Source organism: Embleya sp. NPDC056575, from assembly GCF_042793325.1.
Lineage (GTDB): Bacteria > Actinomycetota > Actinomycetes > Streptomycetales > Streptomycetaceae > Embleya.
This window is the reverse complement of record NZ_JBHTVA010000023.1, coordinates 37,861-55,888: the sequence shown is the minus strand read 5'-3', so window position 1 is coordinate 55,888 and position 18,028 is coordinate 37,861. Positions and strand designations below refer to the sequence as shown.

The window sequence follows — 18,028 nt, the reverse complement described above, 5'->3', positions numbered from 1 at the left end:
TCCACCCGCCCCGGCGTTCGGGGCCGCTCGGCCGGCACGACCGAGCGGTCCCGACCCCGGGGATCCGGCAGACCCGTGCTCAGCGCTCGCGCGGGGCACGCACCGTCTTGAACTCCGCCGGACCCGCGCCCATCTCGAACGTGCCGTCGGGGTAGAGCATCGGGCGCCGCTCCTGCATCAGCTTCGAGTACTTCTCCACGTGCTGGATCGAGACGCCCTCGGGGTCGGTGAAGTCGACCAGCGCGATCGCCACCCAGAACACCGCCCGCTTGTTGTTGAACAGCGGCACGTTCACCGTCGAGCCCTGGCCGTCGGTGACCTCGGCGTGCGCGCCGTACGACTTGAAGCTGCCGAAGCCGTTCTCGACCGCGCTGTAGGCGCAGATCAGCACATAGCCCTGCTGGTCGGGCCGGGTGATCCGGACCGTCTCGCGGCCGGGTACGCGCGAGTCGCCGTCCAGCTTGATGTAGGGCGCGGAGTTCAGGCTGCCCAGGTCGCGGTAGTAGATCACCCCGTCGCTGTCGCCCTTGTTCAGCGCGCCCAGCTTCGACCGGGGCACGTAGAGCGCGTACAGGTCCAGGTCGGCGCCGGACTTGCGGCGGGCGTCGTTGCCGCCGTCCCAGACCAGGGACGCGGTGACGGTGACCGAGCGGTCGTCCTTGTCCATGCTGATCGTCGCCCGGCCGCCCTTGGCCAGATCGACCCGGCCCAGCGGCTCCTTGGCCATCGAGATCGGCGCGGGCGCGGCCGGCGCGGGTGCGGCGGCGGGCTCCTTGACCAGGGCGTGCACCGGCGCGGCGGGAGTCGGCTCCGGCTCCGGCTCGTCCTCCACCGAGATGCCGAAGTCCGTGGCGAGCCCGGCCAGTCCGCTCGCGTAGCCCTGACCCACCGCGCGCACCTTCCACGCGTCGCCGCGCCGGTACAGCTCGACCAGCACCGCGACCGTCTCGCCGCCCTCGAACGCGCCGGCCGGGTAGGTGATCCGCGCGTCGCCGGAGGTGGTGAGCGCACTCAGGCCGGGCACCTGGCCGAGGGTGGCCCCGGGCCGGTCCGCGTCCGCGCTGACCACGACCACCACCTTGGTGATCTCGGGCGGCAGCTTGGCGAGTTCCACCGCGACGTGCGTGGTTCCCGAGGGTCCCGCCGTGGTGCGCACCGCTCCGTCGCCGCCGACGGGATTATTGAAGAACACCAGGTCCTCGTCGGTACGCACCTTGTGCGCGTCGGTCAGCAGCACGGCGGACACGTCCACGACGTCGGCCGAGGCCCACCCGATCGAGACCTCGGCGCGGTCGCCGGTCAGGGGCGCGTTGGCGCCGGTGGGCAGCGTGACGTCGGACATGGAGGGCCCTCCCGGTTGGACAAAGACGCCGTATCGCGCCGTTGTCCAGGGGAACGACCCTCCCCCCGACGACGTTCCGCAAACCTGAAACTTTAACCAAGCAGGGGTAAAGCCCCAGGTGACAAGCCCGACTCGGGCTCGGTCAAACGCCCGACACCACCTTGTCGAACGCCTTCCTGGCCTCGGCGAAAAAGGCGGGCGCTCCCTCGGGCCCGGCGCAGAACACCTGGATCGGCAGATGCACGGCGGTGGCCCCGGCGGCGATCACCTCGGCCGCGCCGGCCATCGTGCGGGTCAGGTCGAATCGGCCCGCGTCGTCCTTGACCAGCGGCAGCGGGCCCTGCACCCGCAGTGCGCCCGGGTCGCGGCCGGCGTCGGCGAGGGCGGTCCGGATCCGTGCCACGTCGCGGGCCATGTCGGCCGTGGACAGGCCCATGATCGGGATCCAGCCGTCGCCGCTGCGCACGATCCGCGCCAGGTTGCGGGTGTTCAGCGTGCCGCCGATCCACAGCGGCACCCCGCCGGGCTGGACCGGCCGCGGCGCACAGTAGGCGTCGGTGAAGTTCACCGTCTCGGACACGAACGACGCGGGCAGGTTCGTCCACAGCTCCTTGCAGGCCGCGAGGGTGTCGGTGAGCAGCCGACCGCGGTTGTCCCAGTCGATCCCGGCGGCGTCGTACTCCTCGCGCTGCCACCCCGTGGCCACGCCCAGCTCCAGCCGCCCGCCGGAGAGTTGGTCCAGCGTCGCGGCGGTCTTGGCGAGCAGGGCGGCGCCGCGCAGCGGGGCGACGAGGATGCCGGTGGCGAGGCGCACCCGCGAGGTGACGGCGGCGATCGCGGCGAGCAGGGTGAGCGGTTCGGGCCAGTCCGCCTCGGGCGGGGTGGGGAAGCGGCCCCAGGAGTAGTTCTGTGTGTTCGGGCCCATCACCACGTGGTCCACCAGCACGATGCGGTCGATCCCCGCGTCGTCGGCCGCGCGACCGACGTCGGTGAAGCCGCGCCAGTCGCCGGCCGGCCAGCTGCCGAAGTTGGGCAGGCCGATGGAAAGTTGCACGTCAGTGCTCATCCGGATGCTCCGTCGAATCGGTGTCGGTGTCGGTGTCGGGCGCGGTGTCGGTGTCGGAGGCGAGGGGGTGACCGGCGCCCGGGCCGGGATCGGGGCCGGGACCCGGTTCCGCGACCGGGCGGGGCGGGCGGATCGGCCGCGGCGGGTGCGTCGGTCGAGTCGGTACGGGTGCCGGCGTCGGCGGGGCGTACGGATCGCGGCCCGCGAGCGCCGCGTCGATCACCGCGTCGCCGAGCGCGGCGCGGGCGTACTTCTCGAAGGAGGGCGCGCGGCGCAGCTCGTTGCCGCCGTCCACGGCCAGGCTCTGCCCGGTGGTCCAGGACGACTCGGGGCCGGCGAGGTGGCGGACCGCCTCGGCGATGTCCTCGGGCAACCCGGTGCGGCCCAGCGGCTTGTTGGCCAGGAAGCGGCCGATCATCTCCTCGTCCGCGAAGATCCGCGCGTCCTCGCGCGAGCGCACCAGCCCGGGGCGGACCGCGTTGACCCGGACGCCGGCCGGGCCCAACTCGTCGGCGGCGGCCCGGACCAGCGCCTCCAGGCCCGCCTTCCCGGCCGCGTAGCCGCTCAGGAACGGCATGGTCAGCCGAGCCGCGGTGGAGGACACGCAGACGATCGCGCCACCACCGCGCGCGGCGATCACCGGCGCCGCGTACTTGATCGCCAGGAACGCGCTGTGCGTGTTGCGGTGCAGGTCGGCCAGGAACGCGTCGTCGTCCATGGCCAGGATCGGCGCGGTGCTCCCGCCGCCCACCGTGGCCACGCAGACGGCGAGCGCGGGACCCGCCGCGCGGACCGCCTCGCGGACGCCGTCGGTGGTGCAGGCGTCGACCGCGACGTGCCGCACCTCGGTACCGGCCGGCGCCCCCGCGCGCAGCCGTTCGGCGGTGGCGGCGAGCGCGTCGGCCCGGCGGGCGGCGAGCGTCACCGAGCAGCCGTCCGCCAGCAGACGAGCCGCACAGGCGGCGCCGATGCCGCCGCTGCCACCGGTGACCAGGGCCATCCGACCGGCCAGAATCGCGGGCATGGGCGGGCTCCTCCAAGGGCGACCAAGGGGCTGACGATCTGTCAGCTCGCGGCAGACGTTACACCTCGAATCATTCGAGTTGTAACGAAGTTCGGCTAGAGTGTGGCCATGACCACGCCGGAGGGCGAGCCGCCCGGACTGACCGCGCTGCTCTACGCGGCCACCGCCCGCCTCGACGCGCACTTCGCGGCCTGTGCGGGAGCGATCGGGCTGACCGCGTCCCAGGCCAACGCGGTGCACGAACTCGCCGAGCCGCTGGGCATGCGCGAGCTGGGCCGCCGGATGTGCTGCGAGCCACCGAACGTGACCTTCGTGGTGGACCGGCTGGTCGAGCGCGGCCTGGTCGAGCGCCGGCCGCACCCGAACGACCGCCGGGCGAAGCTGATCGCGCTCACCCCGGAAGGCGCCGAACTGCGTGCCCGCCTGTTCGCCGGCCTCGCCGTGGACCCGCCGCTGTCCGGGCTGCCGGACGCCGACCGAAGGACCCTTCGGGTCCTGCTCGACCGGGCCCTGAGCGACGACTGAGCGACGACTGAGCGATGACCGGTCGCCGACCCTGGTTCTCCTCGACCCCGGCCACTAATCTGACGCGCCATCAGACAGTGCGGTGTCGCCCACCCCCGGTGGCGCCGGGGACAGGAGTACGGCATGGCTGTGTTCGCGCTGCGTTTCGACTTCCGGAATCCGGCCTTCGCCGGGACGACCATGGGAGAGCGCTACGCAGCGGCACTCGACATGGTCGAGTGGGCCGACGAGCGCGGATTCTTCATGGTCACGCTGTCCGAGCACCACGGCTTCGCCGACGGATACCTGCCCGCCCCACTCCAGTTCGCCGCCGCGATCACCGCGCGCAGCCGGAACATGGGCGTCACCATCGCCGCGATCCCCGCGCCGCTGCACGACCCGCTGCACCTGGCCGAGGAACTGGCGGTGCTCGACCTGCTCAGCCAGGGTCGGGTGAACGTGGTGCTCACCAACGGCTACGTGGACACCGAGTTCGCGATGTACGACGTGCCGATGCGCGAGCGGGTCAAGCGCACCGTGGAGACCGTCGAGACGTTGCGCAAGGCGTGGACGGGGGAGGAGTTCGAGTTCCGCGGCCGGACCGTGCGGGTGACCCCCGCGCCGTTCCAAAAGGGCGGTCCGCCGATCATCCTCGGCGGCAGTGTCGAGGCCGCCGCCCGCCGGGCCGCGCGGATCGCCGACGGGTTCATGCCGTCCAACCCGGACATCTGGGAGTTCTACCGGGACGAGAAGGTCACGCTCGGCGAGGAGGACCCGGGCCCGTACTTCGGCGGCGACACCGGCTTCTTCCACCTCTCGAACGACCCCGACCGGGACTGGGACCGGATCGCGCCGCACGCGCTGCACGAGGTCAACGCCTACGGCGAGACGATGGCCAGGGCGGGCACCGCCGGGGTGGGCGGCTACGCGAGCGTCACCGACGCCGACGCGCTGCGGGCGGGCGGGCAGTACCGGGTGATCACCCCGCAGACCCTGGTGGCCGAGCTGAAGGCCCAGGGCGACGCGGCGTTCGCGATCCTGCACCCGATGATGGGCGGCATCCCGCCGGAGTTGGCCTGGGAGAGCCTGCGCCTGTTCGAGAACGAGGTGCTGCCGAACCTGTAGCGGGCGCCGGTCGGCGGCGCGGCCCACCCCGGGCCGCCCGCCACCCGCCGATCGCCGTCGGTCATCGGTGCGGCGCGCCCGCCACGAAGTCCTTCGTGTGGTCCCACCACGTGCGCCGGTCGGGCGGGAACCGGCGCAGCGAGCGGGCCAGCTTGGTGTCCGCGTGCGACGAGGTCCGCCCCGGGCCCTCCTTGTAGCGCCAACGCGCCCACGGCGACTCGGGCTTGGCGATCCGGATCGCCGACACCATCGCCACGAACGGGACGAACACGCCGATCAGCCCGGTGGCCACCTTCCCCTTGGCCAGCGCGCACAACGCGAAGGCCAGGTTGAACACCACGATCACCGCGGCCACCGGCTTGCTGTCCCCGTCGCCCAGGCCGAGCGGGTTGGCCCCGACGAACAGCAGCACGCCCATCGCGGCGGTGATCAGTACGGCGTCCACCGACTTGCGCCCGTCCGCGGCCCAGTACACGTCGTCCAGGTGTACGAGCAGCGCGAACTCGTCCAGGGTCAGTGCGGCGCCCATCCCGAACAACCCGGCGAGCACCTGCCGCAGCGCGCCGCCCGGTTCGTAGGAGAACTCGAGCGCGCCCGCGATCAGCATCAGGAAAATCCCGTAGACCTGGTGGTGCACGTGCACCTTGCCCACCACCATGTTCCGGAACGGGCCCTTGCCCGCCCGGATCAGCCGGGTGATCAGCCTGGTCACCGCGAAGGTGAAGATGAACGCGACGAGCATCCAGCCGACGCCGTGGGGCCCGGCCTCGGCGTCGCCCGCCAGCCGAGCGGTGGTCGAGATCCAGCCCTGGTGCTGCACAGCCCGTCCCTGCTCGTGATTTCCGTGTGAGGAGGATTGTCCATGATCGAATGGACCGCACGGCGCCATCGCCGCTCCCGCACGATGGCGACCGGATCGAATCGAGGTTAGGACGCGCATGGCCCTCCCCACGACTTCCACCGAGGTGACCTTCCCGGCCGGTGCCACCACCGGCGAGGCGCCGATCCTGGCGGCGCCCGTGCTGCCGGACGGTCGCACGGCCCTGGTGGTCGGGCGTACGCCGTTCCATCCGCTCGACCACACCTGGCCGGACCAGCCCGCGGACACGGGGGTGATCCGGGTGGCGGGCGCGGAACTTCCGGTGGTGGACTGCCTGACCGGTGGGGTCGGCCCGGATGGGACGTTCGCGGTCGGCGAGGCGATCCCGGTGCGGCGCGGCGACGAGGACTGGGCCTGGCTGGCGCTGCACGTGGTGGACCCGGCCCCGGGCGACCCGGCCGACCTGGTCGGCGCCGCGGCCGAACTCGTGGTCGACGCCGAGCGCCGGGCCGCGCTGAGCGCCGCGCACACCGCGTGCCACCTGCTGGCGTTCGCGCTGAACGCGGTGCTCGCGCCGCGCTGGCGCAAGGAGGTGCGCACCGACAGCCTCGGCCGTCCGGACTTCGACAACCTCGCGATCACCCGGTCCCGGTTGACCGAGGCCGGCAGTCGGGACGACTACCGGATCGGCAAGTCGCTGCGGAAGAAGGGCTTCACCGCGGACACGCTGGCCGAGGACCTGCCCGGGATCCGCGACGAGGTGGAGGCGCTGCTCGGCGAGTGGCTGAAGACCGACGCCGGGGTCCGGATCGAGGTGCCCGCCCCGGCGCTGACCGCGCGTCGGGTGTGGCACTGCGGGCTGCCCGACGGTGACGCGCACGTCCCGTGCGGCGGCTCGCACCTGGCCCGACTCGGCGAACTGCGCTCGCTGGCGGTCGAGTTGACCCTGGAGGAGGACGGTGCGCTGGTCGCGCTGACCCGGCCCGAGCGGATCTGAGTCGCGGTTCGACGCGGGTCCCCGGGAACCGGCCCCCCGGTGCGGACGTTACCTTCGGAAGGAAATCTCTTTGCCCAACCATGACCTGGTCGGGGGGCTTCCGCTGTCCGCCATCGCCCGCTCCGGGAGGCACGTGCCGTGCAAACCATCGCCCTGGGTCCCTCGTTCCTGGACCCCGACAAGCTGATCTCCACGTTCGGCCTGATCGGCATCCTGGTGATCGTCTTCGCCGAGTCGGGCCTGCTCATCGGCTTCTTCCTCCCGGGCGATTCGCTGCTGTTCACCACCGGCCTGCTGGTCTCCGACGGCAAGTTCTCGCAGCCGCTGTGGCTGGTGTGCCTGCTCCTTTGGACCGCGGCGGTGGTCGGCGACCAGGTCGGGTTCCTGTTCGGCCGCAAGGTGGGGCCGTCGCTGTTCAATCGGCCGAACTCGCGCTTCTTCAAGCGGGAGAACGTGGAGAAGGCGCACGAGTTCTTCGACAGGTACGGCCCGCGCTCGATCGTGCTGGCCCGGTTCGTCCCGATCGTGCGCACCTTCACCCCGATCGTCGCGGGTGTGGCCCGGATGAAGTACCGCACCTTCGTCGTCTACAACGTCGTCGGCGGCTTCCTGTGGGCGTGCGGGGTCACCGTGCTCGGCTACTCGCTGGGCCAGGTCGACTTCGTTCGCGAGCACATCGAGCTGATCCTGATCGCCATCGTGCTGATCTCGGTGATCCCGGTGGCGATCGAACTCCTGCGCGCCCGCTCGACGTCGCGCACGCGGGCCGCGGCCGAGCCGACCGCGACGGCCGCGCCGGTGGAGCCGGCCGCGGGCCGGGGCCGGCACCGGGCGGGCGACGACCGGCGGGACGCGTAGGACGGTTGTCGCCACTGAGCCATACGGGTGTCGGGCGCCAATAGAGTGCACGCCATGCGTGCTCAACTTCTGGCCCGGGCGACCCTGCCGTCCCTGTGGAGTCTCGACCGCATCCCGGGGGCGGCGGCCTGGCTCGCCCACGGCGTGGACGGTTCCCTCGTCGTGCTCGACGACTCGTTGGCGGTGGTCCGCGAGATCCGGCTGCCCGGGGACTGGAAGGGGGGCCACTCGGTCACCCCCGACCTGGCCCGCTTCGTCGCCTCGACACCCGATCGAGTGGTGGTGCTCGACACCGACGGCACCGAGGTGTGGTCCCACCCGCACGTGCCCTGGCAGGCCGAGGAGGCCGGGTCGAGCGCGGTCACCGCGGCCGGGATCTGGGCGGTGGTCCGCACCGCCGAGGGCGACCGGTGCGTGCTGCTCGACGCCGCGGACGGCGCGCCGCGCGTGATCCGGCCGGTGGCTCCCGCCACCGTCGGCTCCGAGTTGATCCCGCACCCGGACGGCGTACATCTGGGCCTGGCCGCGTCGCACGCGGACGAGGCGTACCGGATCTTCGTCCTCGCCTCGGCCGATGCGGAGGAGGTCGCCGAGGTGCCGCCGGGGGAGAGCCGCGTGCTCACCGACATCCACGCGTCGGGGCTGATGATGCTGACCACGCCGATCGAGGCCGGTCCGCTGTCGCTGGTGCGCTTCCCGGACGGCGCGGTGATAGCGGCCCGACCGAGCGAGCAGGTCTTCCCCGACCCGGACGAGGTCTTCGACATCTACGCCGGCTTCCTGCGCCGCGACCTCGTGCTCGCGGCCTCCTCGGGGGAGCGGCACGTGCTGTTCTCGGTGCCGGACCTGCGTGCCGTCGCGGAGATCGAGTATCCCGAGGACGCGCCGCGCGAATGGCTCGTGGTGCGCTCCGACGGCATCTGGCTGACCGCCGACGCGGAGTCGGGGACGGTCTGCGCGTGGACGCTGGAGACGGTCGGCTGACTCGACATCCGTGGCCGATCGGGCGCCCGATCGGCCACGGATGTGACGCGAGTGCGTACCGGTGTTCGAGTCGACTCCTGGGCGATAAGCCCATTAGCGGGAAATACGTAGCTTATGGTGCGACTGTGACCACGGATGGCTAGCGTGAGGAGACCTGTCCGGAATCGGAACCCCCGGTTCCCCTCGGTGCCCGCCGCTTGGAGGGAGACCGCATGCCTCGGCGCTCGTTCATCCGCACCGCAATCCCCGCCGGACTCGCCGCCGTCCTCGTCCTCACGCTCACGCCCGGAGCGCTCGCCGACGACCCCGGCGGCGCCGGCTACCCCGATGCCGAACAGGTGCGCCGGGCCCACGACGCGGTCGCCGGCAAGGTCGACGACGTCGGCCGGATCGAGGCCGAACTCGATCGCGAGGCGGGCGACCTGGCCCGGCTCGACATCCGCGCCGACGCCGCGGTCGAGGAGTACAACGGCGCCGTGGTGCTGCGGCAGCAGGCCCAGGACCGGGCCGCCGCCGCCGACGTGTACCTGCGTACCGCCGACGCCCGCCTGACCCGGGCCCGGGACGAACTCGGCCGACTGGCTGCGCAGACCTACCGGATGGGCGGCGGCGCGGGGCTCGGGGTCTTCCAGGCGATGCTCGGCGCCGATTCGCCCGGCGACCTGGTCTCCCGGATGGAGAGCCTGCGGCGGATCTCCCAGGACAGCGACGACACACTCCGGCGCGGCACCGCCGCCGTGCACGACGCCGCGGTCGCCAAGACCGACGCCGAACACGGCGCGGAGGCGGCCGGCCGGGCGGCCGAGGCGGTACGCGCGGCCAAGGACCGCGTCGAGGCCGAACTCGCCGCTCGGCAGAGCCGAGTCCACGAGATCACCGCCCGACACACCGCGCTGCTGGCCGAGTTGGCCACGCTGAAGCAGACCTCGATCGACCTGGAGACGCAGCGCCGCGACGGCCGGGCCGCCGAGGCGCAACGACGCGCCGAGGAGGAGGCCCGGGCCCGGGCCGAGGCCGACGCGGCCCGCGAACAGGCGCGCCAGGAGAAGGAGGAGGCCGACCAACGCGCGGAACAGGCGCGCCCGGCCGACGCGGCCCCCGAGCAGGAAGTGGCGCGCGGGCAGGAGGCTGCCCCCGAGCAGGAGGCGACCCGCGAGCAGGAGGCGGCCCGACCCGCGAAGCCGAGCACCGCCGCCAAGCCCGCGGAGCCCGCCGACAAGTCCGTCGAACGGGTCGACCCCGTGGCCGCGAGCAAGCCCGACCGCTCCGGTGACAAGGCCGCGCCCGACCCCGCCGGCGCGACCGCCGCGATCGCCTACGCGAAGGCCCAACTCGGCAAGCCCTACGTCTGGGGCGGCGAGGGCCCGAGCGGCTTCGACTGCTCCGGCCTGGTCATGCAGGCCTGGCGCCGGGCGGGCGTGAGGATGGCCCACTTCGCCGCCACCCAGTACTTCGAGAGCACGCCCGTGTCGTACAAGAACCTGCGCCCGGGGGACCTGGTCTTCTGGACCGAGACCAAGAGCGCCTCCGACATCCATCACGTCGCGATGTACCTGGGCGGCGGCAAGATGATCCACGCGCCGCGCACCGGCGACGTGGTCAAGATCAGCAACCTGTTCTACATGGGCACCCCGGACTACTACGCCCGCCCGTCCTGACCACCCACGCGCGGATCCCTCCGCGAAACACGGGCGCGAAAAGCACGGACGCCGATCGGCGGCAGCACCCCCAGGGGTGGCTGCCGCCGATCGGCGTTCGTCCGGATCGCGCTACCGGGTCAGTGGTGACCCTGCTCGGTGAGCCGCTTGCGCGAGGCCTCGACCTCGGCCTCGGCGTCGTCGCGGCCGACCCAGTTCGCGCCCTCGACCGACTTGCCCGGCTCCAGGTCCTTGTAGACCTCGAAGAAGTGCTGGATCTCCAGGCGGTCGAACTCCGAGACGTGGTGGATGTCACGCAGGTGCTCCACGCGCGGGTCCGTGGCCGGAACGCACAGGACCTTGTCGTCGCCGCCGGCCTCGTCCGTCATCCGGAACATGCCGATGGCGCGGCAGCGCACCTGGACGCCCGGGAAGGTCGGCTCGTCCAGCAGCACCAGCGCGTCCAGCGGGTCACCGTCCTCACCGAGGGTGTCCTCGATGAAGCCGTAGTCCGCCGGGTAGCGCGTCGAGGTGAACAACATGCGGTCGAGCCGGATGCGACCGGTTTCGTGGTCCACCTCGTACTTGTTGCGCGATCCCCGGGGGATCTCGATGGTGACGTCGAACTCCAAGGCTCCTCCATGTGCTGCGCCGGGACCGTTGCCGGGACCGTTAGGGTCGTTCTGTCCGCGAGGCCGAACCCGGCACAGGTCCCGGACAGAACCTGATCTGCACTCAGTGTCTCGCATGGCCGGTGGTCCGGCGGAAGGGGATGGTCTCGCGTGCCCGGCATGAGGAGCAAAGCGATCGCCGCGGCGTTGGCGGCCGTGCTGCTGGCCGTGCTCGTGACCCTCGTCCACGGATCGTGGAAGGGCGAGCGCCTGAGCGCCCGGGCCGACGACGGCACCCGTCGGGTCGCCGCGACGGCCGCGCCGCCCGTGCTCGTGCCGGTGTCCGGGGACCCGGCCGGAGCGACCCCGACCGAGGCCGGCATCCGGGCCGTGCTCGAACCGCTGGGCCGCACGAGCGCGCTCGGCGCGCCGCCCGCGGTCGCCGTCGTCGACGCGCTGACCGGACGCCCGCTGTACGGCGCCAACCAGGATCGCGCGGCGACGCCCGCGTCCACCACCAAGATCACTACGGCGGTGGCCGCGCTCACCGCGCCCGGCCCCGACCACCGGATCGCCACCCGCGTGGTGCCCGGTCCCACGCCCGGCACGATCGTCCTGGTCGGCGGCGGCGATCCCACGCTGACCGCGCTCGACGGTCGGCAGTACAACGGCTACCAGCCCGCCCGCCTCTCCGACCTGGCGGCGGCGACCGCGGCGGCGCTCAAGGCGAGCGGGACCACGCAGGTCAAGCTCCAATACGACACCTCGCTCTACACCGGCCCCGCGCTGCACGCGATCGGCGTCAACGAGAACATCGCCCCCGTGGTGTCGCTGATGGTCGACGAGGGCCGGGTGGACCCGACCGTGGTCGGCAAGGAGAGCAACCGGGTGCCCTCCCCGGGCATCGACGCGGCGAAGAAGTTCGCCACGATGCTCAAGACCGCGGGCGTCACGGTCGACGGCGCGCCGACCCCCGGCACCGCGCCCGGCGGCGGCGCGCCCGAACTCGCCTCCGTACAGTCCCCGCCGCTGTCCGTGATCGTCGAGCAGATGCTCACCGTCAGCGACAACGACCTGGCCGAGGCGCTGCTGCGGCAGGTCGCGATCGCCAAGGGGCAGCCCGCGAGCTTCCAGGGCGGCACCGCCGCGGCCCGGCAGGTCCTGGAGGGCCTGGGGGTGACCTACGGCGCCTCCAACCTCAAGGACGGCAGCGGCCTGGACAAGGAGAACCGGCTCACCCCGCAGACCCTCGTGCAGACCCTCTCGACCGCCGCGTCCGCCGCCCACCCCGAATTGCGCCGGGCGCTGACCGGCCTGCCGATCGCGGGCTTCACCGGCACGCTGACCGACCGGTACGGGCCGAACAGCGGCGCCGCCGACGCGGCCGGCGTGGTCCGGGCCAAGACCGGCTCGCTGACCGGGGTCAGTACGCTGTCCGGCCTGGTACGCGACCGGGACGGCCGACTCCTCGCCTTCGCGATACTGGCCGACCGCTTCACCGGCGACCCCGATCCGGCCCGCGCCGCGATCGACCGGATGGCCGCCGCGCTGGCCGACTGCGGTTGCGGCACCGCCGGCTGACCCGCGTTCGTCCCGCCGGCGCGCCGGTCCATCGGCCGGCAAAACCGGAACCCGATCCGAACGCGGACCCCTGATCCCCTTTCGGGGCCGCTTCGAGCACGTAACGTGGCCGTATGACGAGCGGCAACGGTGCGGACATGATCGATTGGGACCTGGCCGTGGCGACGGCGAACCGGCTCGTGCGGCCGGGCCCCGACGTCGGGCGGGACGAGGCACGGGCCGTGGTCGCGGAATTGCGCGCACACGCCAAGACGTCCGAGGAGCACGTACGGGCCTTCACCGGACTCGACGCCGGCGACAACGACACCCCGGTCCTGGTGGTGGACCGACCCGGCTGGGCCCGCGCCAACGTGCAGGGCTTCCGGCACGTGCTGCGCCCGCTCCTGGACAAGGTGGAGGAGCGCCGCGAGACGATGCCCGGCGGCGCCGCCCTGGGGGCGGTCGGCGGCAAGGTGACCGGCCTGGAACTGGGCACCCTGCTCGCGTTCCTGGCCTCGCGCGTGCTCGGCCAGTACGAGACATTCGCCCCGCAGAGCCCTGGCGCGACCGGACGCGGCCCCGGCCGACTGCTCCTGGTCGCCCCGAACATCGTCCAGGTCGAGCGCGAACTGGGCGTGGATCCGCACGACTTCCGGTTGTGGGTGTGCCTGCACGAGGAGACCCACCGCACCCAGTTCACCGCCGTACCGTGGCTGCGCGACCACCTGGAACAGGAGATCCACGGCTTCCTCGGACAGACCGAGGTGGATCCGTCCGCCGTGCTCGGCCGGTTGCGCGAGGCGGTCTCCACGTTCGCCGGCGCGCGCCGCGGCGGGGGCACCGGCGAAAGCGAGGGCGAGGGCGCCTCGCTGGTCGAACTGGTCCAGACGCCCGAGCAGCGCGAGATCCTGGGCCGGATCACCGCGGTGATGTCGCTCCTGGAGGGGCACGCCGACTTCGTGATGGACGGGGTCGGACCGCAGGTCATCCCCACCGTCACGGAGATCCGGGAGAAGTTCGCCGAGCGCCGCGCGCAGGGCACCGGGCGGTTCGACCTGGCACTGCGCAAGCTGCTCGGGATGGACGCGAAGCTGCGCCAGTACCGCGACGGCGAGCGGTTCGTGCGCGAGGTCGTCGGCCGGGTCGGCATGGAGGGCTTCAACCGCGTGTGGACGTCGCCGAACACCCTGCCCACCAAGGCCGAGGTGGCCGACCCGGGCTCCTGGGTGGACCGGGTGCACGGCCGGGCGGGCACGGTCGACGAGGCCGGAGCCGAGGGACCGGCCGACGCGGAGTGATCCGGGCGCCCGACCGGACGGTCCCGGCGGCCGGCCGGGACCGCCTCCGGGCGGCCCGCCGGGTGCCGTCCGGCCGATTGCCGGCCCGCCCGTGTCCTCATCCGGGCGACATCCGGCGGTGTCTGCGGCCCGAGCCGCTTCGGGTGACGTAGCGTGGGCAAACCAATTCTCTTCGGCACATCTCGCGGAGGTCGCGACCTCCGCTGACCGGCCGAACCGGACGTGCAAGGAGGTGTCGTCGAGCCGTGGGACCCCATCCCGCCGTGGCCGCCACCAGGCTGGCCGTCCGCAATACCCTGCGCGACCTGAAACCGGACGCTCTCGTCCTGGTCGCGTGCAGCGGTGGCGCGGACTCGTTGGCGCTCGCAGCGGCCACCGCGTTCGAGGCCCCGCGCGCGGGGCTGCGGGCCGGTGCCATCACCGTCGACCACGGCCTGCAGGCGGGCTCGACCCGTCGCGCCGTGGACCTGGTCGCCCGGCTGGGCGAGCTGGGCCTGACACCGGTCGAGGCGCTCGGCGTCACGGTCGGCACCCGGGGTGGCCCCGAGGGCGCCGCGCGCCTGGCCCGATACACCGCCCTGGACACCGCCGCCCGCACCCACGGCGCCGCCCTCGTCCTGCTCGGACACACCCTGGAGGACCAGGCCGAGACCGTCCTGCTCGGGCTGGCCCGGGGCTCCGGCGCCCGCTCCCTCGCGGGCATGCCGCCGCTGACCGGCCACTACCAGCGCCCGTTCCTGGACCTGGGCCGCGACATCACCCGGCAGGCCTGCGTCGCACAGGACCTGCTGCCCTGGGAGGACCCGCACAACGCCGACCCCGCCTACACCCGGGCGCGGGTGCGGCACGAGGTGTTGCCGGTCCTGGAGAAGGCGCTCGGCCCCGGCGTGTCCGAGGCGCTGGCCCGCACCGCGCGGCTGTTCCGCGACGACGCGGAGGCGCTGGACCAGTGGGCGGACCGGGCCCAGGCCGACGTCACCCACGACGACGGCGAACTGGAGGTGGCCGGCCTGGCCGAACTGCCCGCCGCGGTGCGCCGCCGCGTGTTGCGCCGCACCGCGGTCGTCGCGGGCAGCCCGTCCGGCGCGTTGTTCGCGCGCCACGTGGAGGCGGTGGAGAAGCTGGTCATCTCGTGGCACGGCCAGGGCCCCATCCACCTGCCCGGGGGCGTCGAGATACGCAGACGGTGTGGCAGGCTTCTCTTTCACCGGCCGGCTCAATCCTGACCGGTGCTCGCGGGGCTCTGTCGACAACTTCGTAGTAAGGCATGTGGTGGACGAGAAGGACATGGGCGCCGACCTCGAAAGGGTCCTCGTCACGCAGGAGGAGATCGAGGCGAAGCTCGTCGAGCTCGCCGAACGGATCGACGAGGACTACCGGGGCCAGGACCTGCTCCTCGTGGGCGTGCTCAAGGGCGCCGTCATGGTGATGGCCGACCTCGCCCGGGCGGTGCACTCGCCGGTCAAGATGGACTGGATGGCGGTGTCCTCCTACGGCTCCGGCACCAAGTCCTCCGGCGTCGTGCGCATCCTCAAGGACCTCGACGCGGACATCGCCGGTCGGCACGTCCTGGTCGTCGAGGACATCATCGACTCGGGTCTGACCCTGTCGTGGATGCTCGCCAACCTCACCTCGCGTGGCCCCGCCTCGCTGGAGGTGTGCGCGTTCTTCCGCAAGCCGGAGGCGGCCAAGGTCGACATCCCGGTCAAGTACGTGGGCTTCGACATCCCCAACGAGTTCGTGGTCGGCTACGGCCTCGACTACGCCGAGCGCTACCGCAATCTGCCGTTCGTGGGCACACTGGCCGAGCACGTATACGGCGGTTCGAAGCCGACCTGACCCGCTCGGGCACTCGGATCACGACTTCGGGTTTGCGCGATCGACATCCGGTTGCAGCATCCGGGAACAAGGGGAACGTTTCCCCTCGTTGGAGGGTGCGTCGGGGGTCGATCCACGAAGGCGCGCATCGCGAGTGAACGCGCGGCGCGTTGGCGTGCGGACGCCCGGTGTACCGTCTAACGCAACGACATCCGATCAGCACGGGCGACCGTGCCGGGCGATACCGGACAGGCAACGTACCCGGGGGCCATGAGGCGCCCGGGTCAAAAGTCGGCAGGAGGGACGGGGCGTCTGCTGCCCCGCATCGATGGACGTCAAGCGCTATTTCCGCGGGCCGGTCATGTGGATCGCGCTGGCCGTCATTGCTGTGATCCTCCTGATGCAGCTCGTCTCCTCTTCGAGCGGCTTCAAGGGTGTCGACACCGGCAAGGCGATCCAGGCGATCCAGAACGACCAGGTCAAGTCAGCCAAGCTCATCGGCGGCAACGATCAGTCACTCGAGCTCACCCTGATCCCCGGGGTGAAGATCGACAAGCACAACAAGATCAAGACCTCCTACATCGACGAGCAGGGCGTGGAGATCCAGCGCCTGCTCCAGTCGAAGTACGAGCAGGGCAAGATCCAGGACTCGTACACGGTCAAGCTCAGCAAGCAGAGCACGATCGTCAGCATCCTGTTCTCCCTGCTGCCGTTCGTGCTCATCGTCGTGGTCTTCCTGTTCCTGATGAATCAGATGCAGGGCGGCGGCTCCCGAGTGATGAACTTCGGGAAGTCCAAGGCCAAGCTGATCTCCAAGGACACGCCGAAGACGACCTTCGCCGACGTGGCGGGTGCCGACGAGGCGGTCGAGGAACTGCACGAGATCAAGGAGTTCCTTCAGGAGCCCGCCAAGTTCCAGGCGGTCGGCGCGAAGATCCCCAAGGGCGTGCTGCTCTACGGCCCGCCCGGAACCGGCAAGACCCTGCTCGCCCGCGCGGTCGCGGGTGAGGCGGGCGTGCCCTTCTACTCGATCTCCGGTTCCGACTTCGTCGAGATGTTCGTCGGTGTCGGTGCCTCCCGGGTGCGCGACCTCTTCGAGCAGGCCAAGGCCAACGCGCCGGCGATCGTCTTCGTCGACGAGATCGACGCGGTCGGCCGACACCGCGGCGCGGGCATGGGCGGCGGCCACGACGAACGCGAGCAGACGCTCAACCAGCTGCTCGTCGAGATGGACGGCTTCGACGTCAAGGGCGGCGTGATCCTGATCGCCGCGACCAACCGGCCCGACATCCTGGACCCCGCGCTGCTGCGCCCGGGCCGCTTCGACCGGCAGATCGCGGTCGACCGCCCCGACATGCAGGGCCGCTGGGACATCCTCAAGGTGCACGCCAAGGGCAAGCCGGTCACCGACGACATCGACCTCAAGGCCGTCGCCCGGCGCACCCCCGGCTTCACGGGTGCCGACCTGGCCAACGTGCTCAACGAGGCGGCGCTGCTCACCGCCCGCTCCGACGCCAAGCTGATCGACGCGTTGGCGATGGACGAGGCGATCGACCGGGTCGTGGCCGGGCCGCAGAAGCGCACCCGGATCATGAGCGACAAGGAAAAGAAGATCACCGCGTACCACGAGGGCGGCCACGCCCTGGTGGCCCACGCGCTGCCGAACACCGACCCGGTGCACAAGATCACCATCCTGTCCCGGGGCCGGGCGCTCGGCTACACCATGGTCCTGCCGGAAGAGGACAAGTACTCCACCACCCGCAACGAGATGCTCGACCAGCTCGCCTACATGCTGGGCGGGCGCGCGGCGGAGGAGTTGGTCTTCCACGACCCGACCACCGGCGCCTCGGACGACATCGAGAAGGCCACCGGCCTGGCCCGCTCGATGGTGACCCAGTACGGCATGACCGAGCGGCTGGGCGCGATCAAGTTCGGCAACGACGGTGCCGAGCCCTTCCTGGGTCGTGAAATGGGTCACCAGCGCGACTACTCCGAAGAGGTCGCGGCTATCGTCGACGAAGAGGTCAAGCGGTTCATCGAGACCGCCCACAATGAAGCGTGGGAGATCCTCGTCGAGAACCGCGACGTGCTGGACAACCTGGTGCTGGAGCTGTTGGAGAAGGAGACCCTGGACAAGGCCCAGGTCGCCGAGATCTTCGCACCGGTCACCAAGCGTCCGGCCCGCCCGGCGTGGACCGGCTCCAGTCGGCGTCAGCCGTCCAGCCGGCCCCCCGTGATGACGCCCCGCGAGCTCACGCTCTCCGGCGGCGGCAGCGACAATGGGATTCTCAACGGCGGCGCGACCTCTGCGACGGGCACCACGACGGGGTCCGGTGGGGCGGTAGCGCACCCCGAGCCGCCGTCCGATTCTCCGGAGAACTGAA

The 18,028-nt window shown here is 72.0% G+C and carries 16 protein-coding genes; 11 read left to right on the top strand and 5 right to left on the bottom strand.

Annotated elements, in window-relative coordinates; all coding sequences use genetic code 11:
- Nucleotides 1-79: 79 nt before the first annotated feature.
- From ACFRCG_RS19675 to ACFRCG_RS19665, 3 genes are all read right to left on the bottom strand, one after another.
- Nucleotides 80-1,342, bottom strand: a complete 1,263-nt coding sequence (locus ACFRCG_RS19675; protein WP_380033103.1) for a TerD family protein — start codon at nucleotides 1,340-1,342, stop codon at nucleotides 80-82.
- Between the two features lie 142 nt (nucleotides 1,343-1,484).
- Nucleotides 1,485-2,408, bottom strand: coding sequence for a TIGR03619 family F420-dependent LLM class oxidoreductase (locus ACFRCG_RS19670; RefSeq protein WP_380033101.1), 924 nt, complete (start codon nucleotides 2,406-2,408; stop codon nucleotides 1,485-1,487).
- On the bottom strand, nucleotides 2,398-3,432 hold the full coding sequence (locus ACFRCG_RS19665) for an SDR family NAD(P)-dependent oxidoreductase (protein ID WP_380033099.1): 1,035 nt from the start codon (nucleotides 3,430-3,432) through the stop codon (nucleotides 2,398-2,400). The genes ACFRCG_RS19670 and ACFRCG_RS19665 overlap by 11 nt, the downstream gene beginning before the upstream one ends.
- Nucleotides 3,433-3,540: 108 nt before the next feature.
- Here ACFRCG_RS19665 and ACFRCG_RS19660 point away from each other — a divergent pair, with 108 nt between their 5' ends.
- Nucleotides 3,541-3,957, top strand: coding sequence for a MarR family winged helix-turn-helix transcriptional regulator (locus tag ACFRCG_RS19660; protein ID WP_380033097.1), 417 nt, complete (start codon nucleotides 3,541-3,543; stop codon nucleotides 3,955-3,957).
- Nucleotides 3,958-4,080: 123 nt separating this feature from the next.
- On the top strand, nucleotides 4,081-5,061 hold the full coding sequence (locus ACFRCG_RS19655) for an LLM class flavin-dependent oxidoreductase (RefSeq protein ID WP_380033096.1): 981 nt from the start codon (nucleotides 4,081-4,083) through the stop codon (nucleotides 5,059-5,061).
- Between the two features lie 61 nt (nucleotides 5,062-5,122).
- On the opposite strand, the gene ACFRCG_RS19650 is transcribed toward ACFRCG_RS19655, so the two are convergent.
- Nucleotides 5,123-5,881: a hypothetical protein gene (locus ACFRCG_RS19650; RefSeq protein ID WP_380033094.1), complete on the bottom strand. Its 759-nt coding sequence runs from the start codon at nucleotides 5,879-5,881 to the stop codon at nucleotides 5,123-5,125.
- Between the two features lie 118 nt (nucleotides 5,882-5,999).
- Here ACFRCG_RS19650 and ACFRCG_RS19645 point away from each other — a divergent pair, with 118 nt between their 5' ends.
- From ACFRCG_RS19645 to ACFRCG_RS19630, 4 genes are all read left to right on the top strand, one after another.
- Nucleotides 6,000-6,878, top strand: coding sequence for a metal-dependent hydrolase (locus tag ACFRCG_RS19645; RefSeq protein ID WP_379998990.1), 879 nt, complete (start codon nucleotides 6,000-6,002; stop codon nucleotides 6,876-6,878).
- Between the two features lie 138 nt (nucleotides 6,879-7,016).
- The gene (locus tag ACFRCG_RS19640) at nucleotides 7,017-7,736 is read left to right on the top strand and encodes a DedA family protein (RefSeq protein ID WP_380033092.1); all 720 of its coding nucleotides are present in this window, start codon (nucleotides 7,017-7,019) and stop codon (nucleotides 7,734-7,736) included.
- Nucleotides 7,737-7,790: 54 nt separating this feature from the next.
- Nucleotides 7,791-8,720 carry a hypothetical protein gene (locus ACFRCG_RS19635; RefSeq protein WP_380033089.1) on the top strand — a complete coding sequence of 310 codons (930 nt, stop codon included), beginning with the start codon at nucleotides 7,791-7,793 and terminating at the stop codon, nucleotides 8,718-8,720.
- 212 nt (nucleotides 8,721-8,932) lie between these two features.
- The gene (locus ACFRCG_RS19630) at nucleotides 8,933-10,378 is read left to right on the top strand and encodes an NlpC/P60 family protein (RefSeq protein ID WP_380033087.1); all 1,446 of its coding nucleotides are present in this window, start codon (nucleotides 8,933-8,935) and stop codon (nucleotides 10,376-10,378) included.
- A gap of 119 nt (nucleotides 10,379-10,497) precedes the next feature.
- Here ACFRCG_RS19630 and ACFRCG_RS19625 read toward each other — a convergent pair whose 3' ends face one another.
- On the bottom strand, nucleotides 10,498-10,989 hold the full coding sequence (locus ACFRCG_RS19625) for an inorganic diphosphatase (protein WP_078976554.1): 492 nt from the start codon (nucleotides 10,987-10,989) through the stop codon (nucleotides 10,498-10,500).
- Nucleotides 10,990-11,148: 159 nt separating this feature from the next.
- On the opposite strand from ACFRCG_RS19625, the gene dacB reads away from it, so the two are divergent.
- The 5 genes from dacB (at nucleotide 11,149) to ftsH (ending at nucleotide 18,027) form a co-directional block, all read left to right on the top strand.
- On the top strand, nucleotides 11,149-12,549 hold the full coding sequence (gene dacB / locus ACFRCG_RS19620; RefSeq protein ID WP_380033085.1) for a D-alanyl-D-alanine carboxypeptidase/D-alanyl-D-alanine-endopeptidase: 1,401 nt from the start codon (nucleotides 11,149-11,151) through the stop codon (nucleotides 12,547-12,549).
- 113 nt (nucleotides 12,550-12,662) lie between these two features.
- Nucleotides 12,663-13,826: a zinc-dependent metalloprotease gene (locus tag ACFRCG_RS19615; protein ID WP_380033083.1), complete on the top strand. Its 1,164-nt coding sequence runs from the start codon at nucleotides 12,663-12,665 to the stop codon at nucleotides 13,824-13,826.
- 245 nt (nucleotides 13,827-14,071) lie between these two features.
- Nucleotides 14,072-15,052: a tRNA lysidine(34) synthetase TilS gene (gene tilS, locus ACFRCG_RS19610; RefSeq protein WP_380033081.1), complete on the top strand. Its 981-nt coding sequence runs from the start codon at nucleotides 14,072-14,074 to the stop codon at nucleotides 15,050-15,052.
- A gap of 46 nt (nucleotides 15,053-15,098) precedes the next feature.
- Nucleotides 15,099-15,665 (top strand): hypoxanthine phosphoribosyltransferase, encoded by a 567-nt coding sequence (gene hpt / locus ACFRCG_RS19605; protein WP_078979398.1) that lies wholly within the window; start codon nucleotides 15,099-15,101, stop codon nucleotides 15,663-15,665.
- Between the two features lie 307 nt (nucleotides 15,666-15,972).
- Complete coding sequence (gene ftsH, locus ACFRCG_RS19600; protein ID WP_379999004.1) at nucleotides 15,973-18,027, top strand: ATP-dependent zinc metalloprotease FtsH; 2,055 nt, start codon at nucleotides 15,973-15,975, stop codon at nucleotides 18,025-18,027.
- Nucleotide 18,028 lies beyond the last annotated feature (1 nt).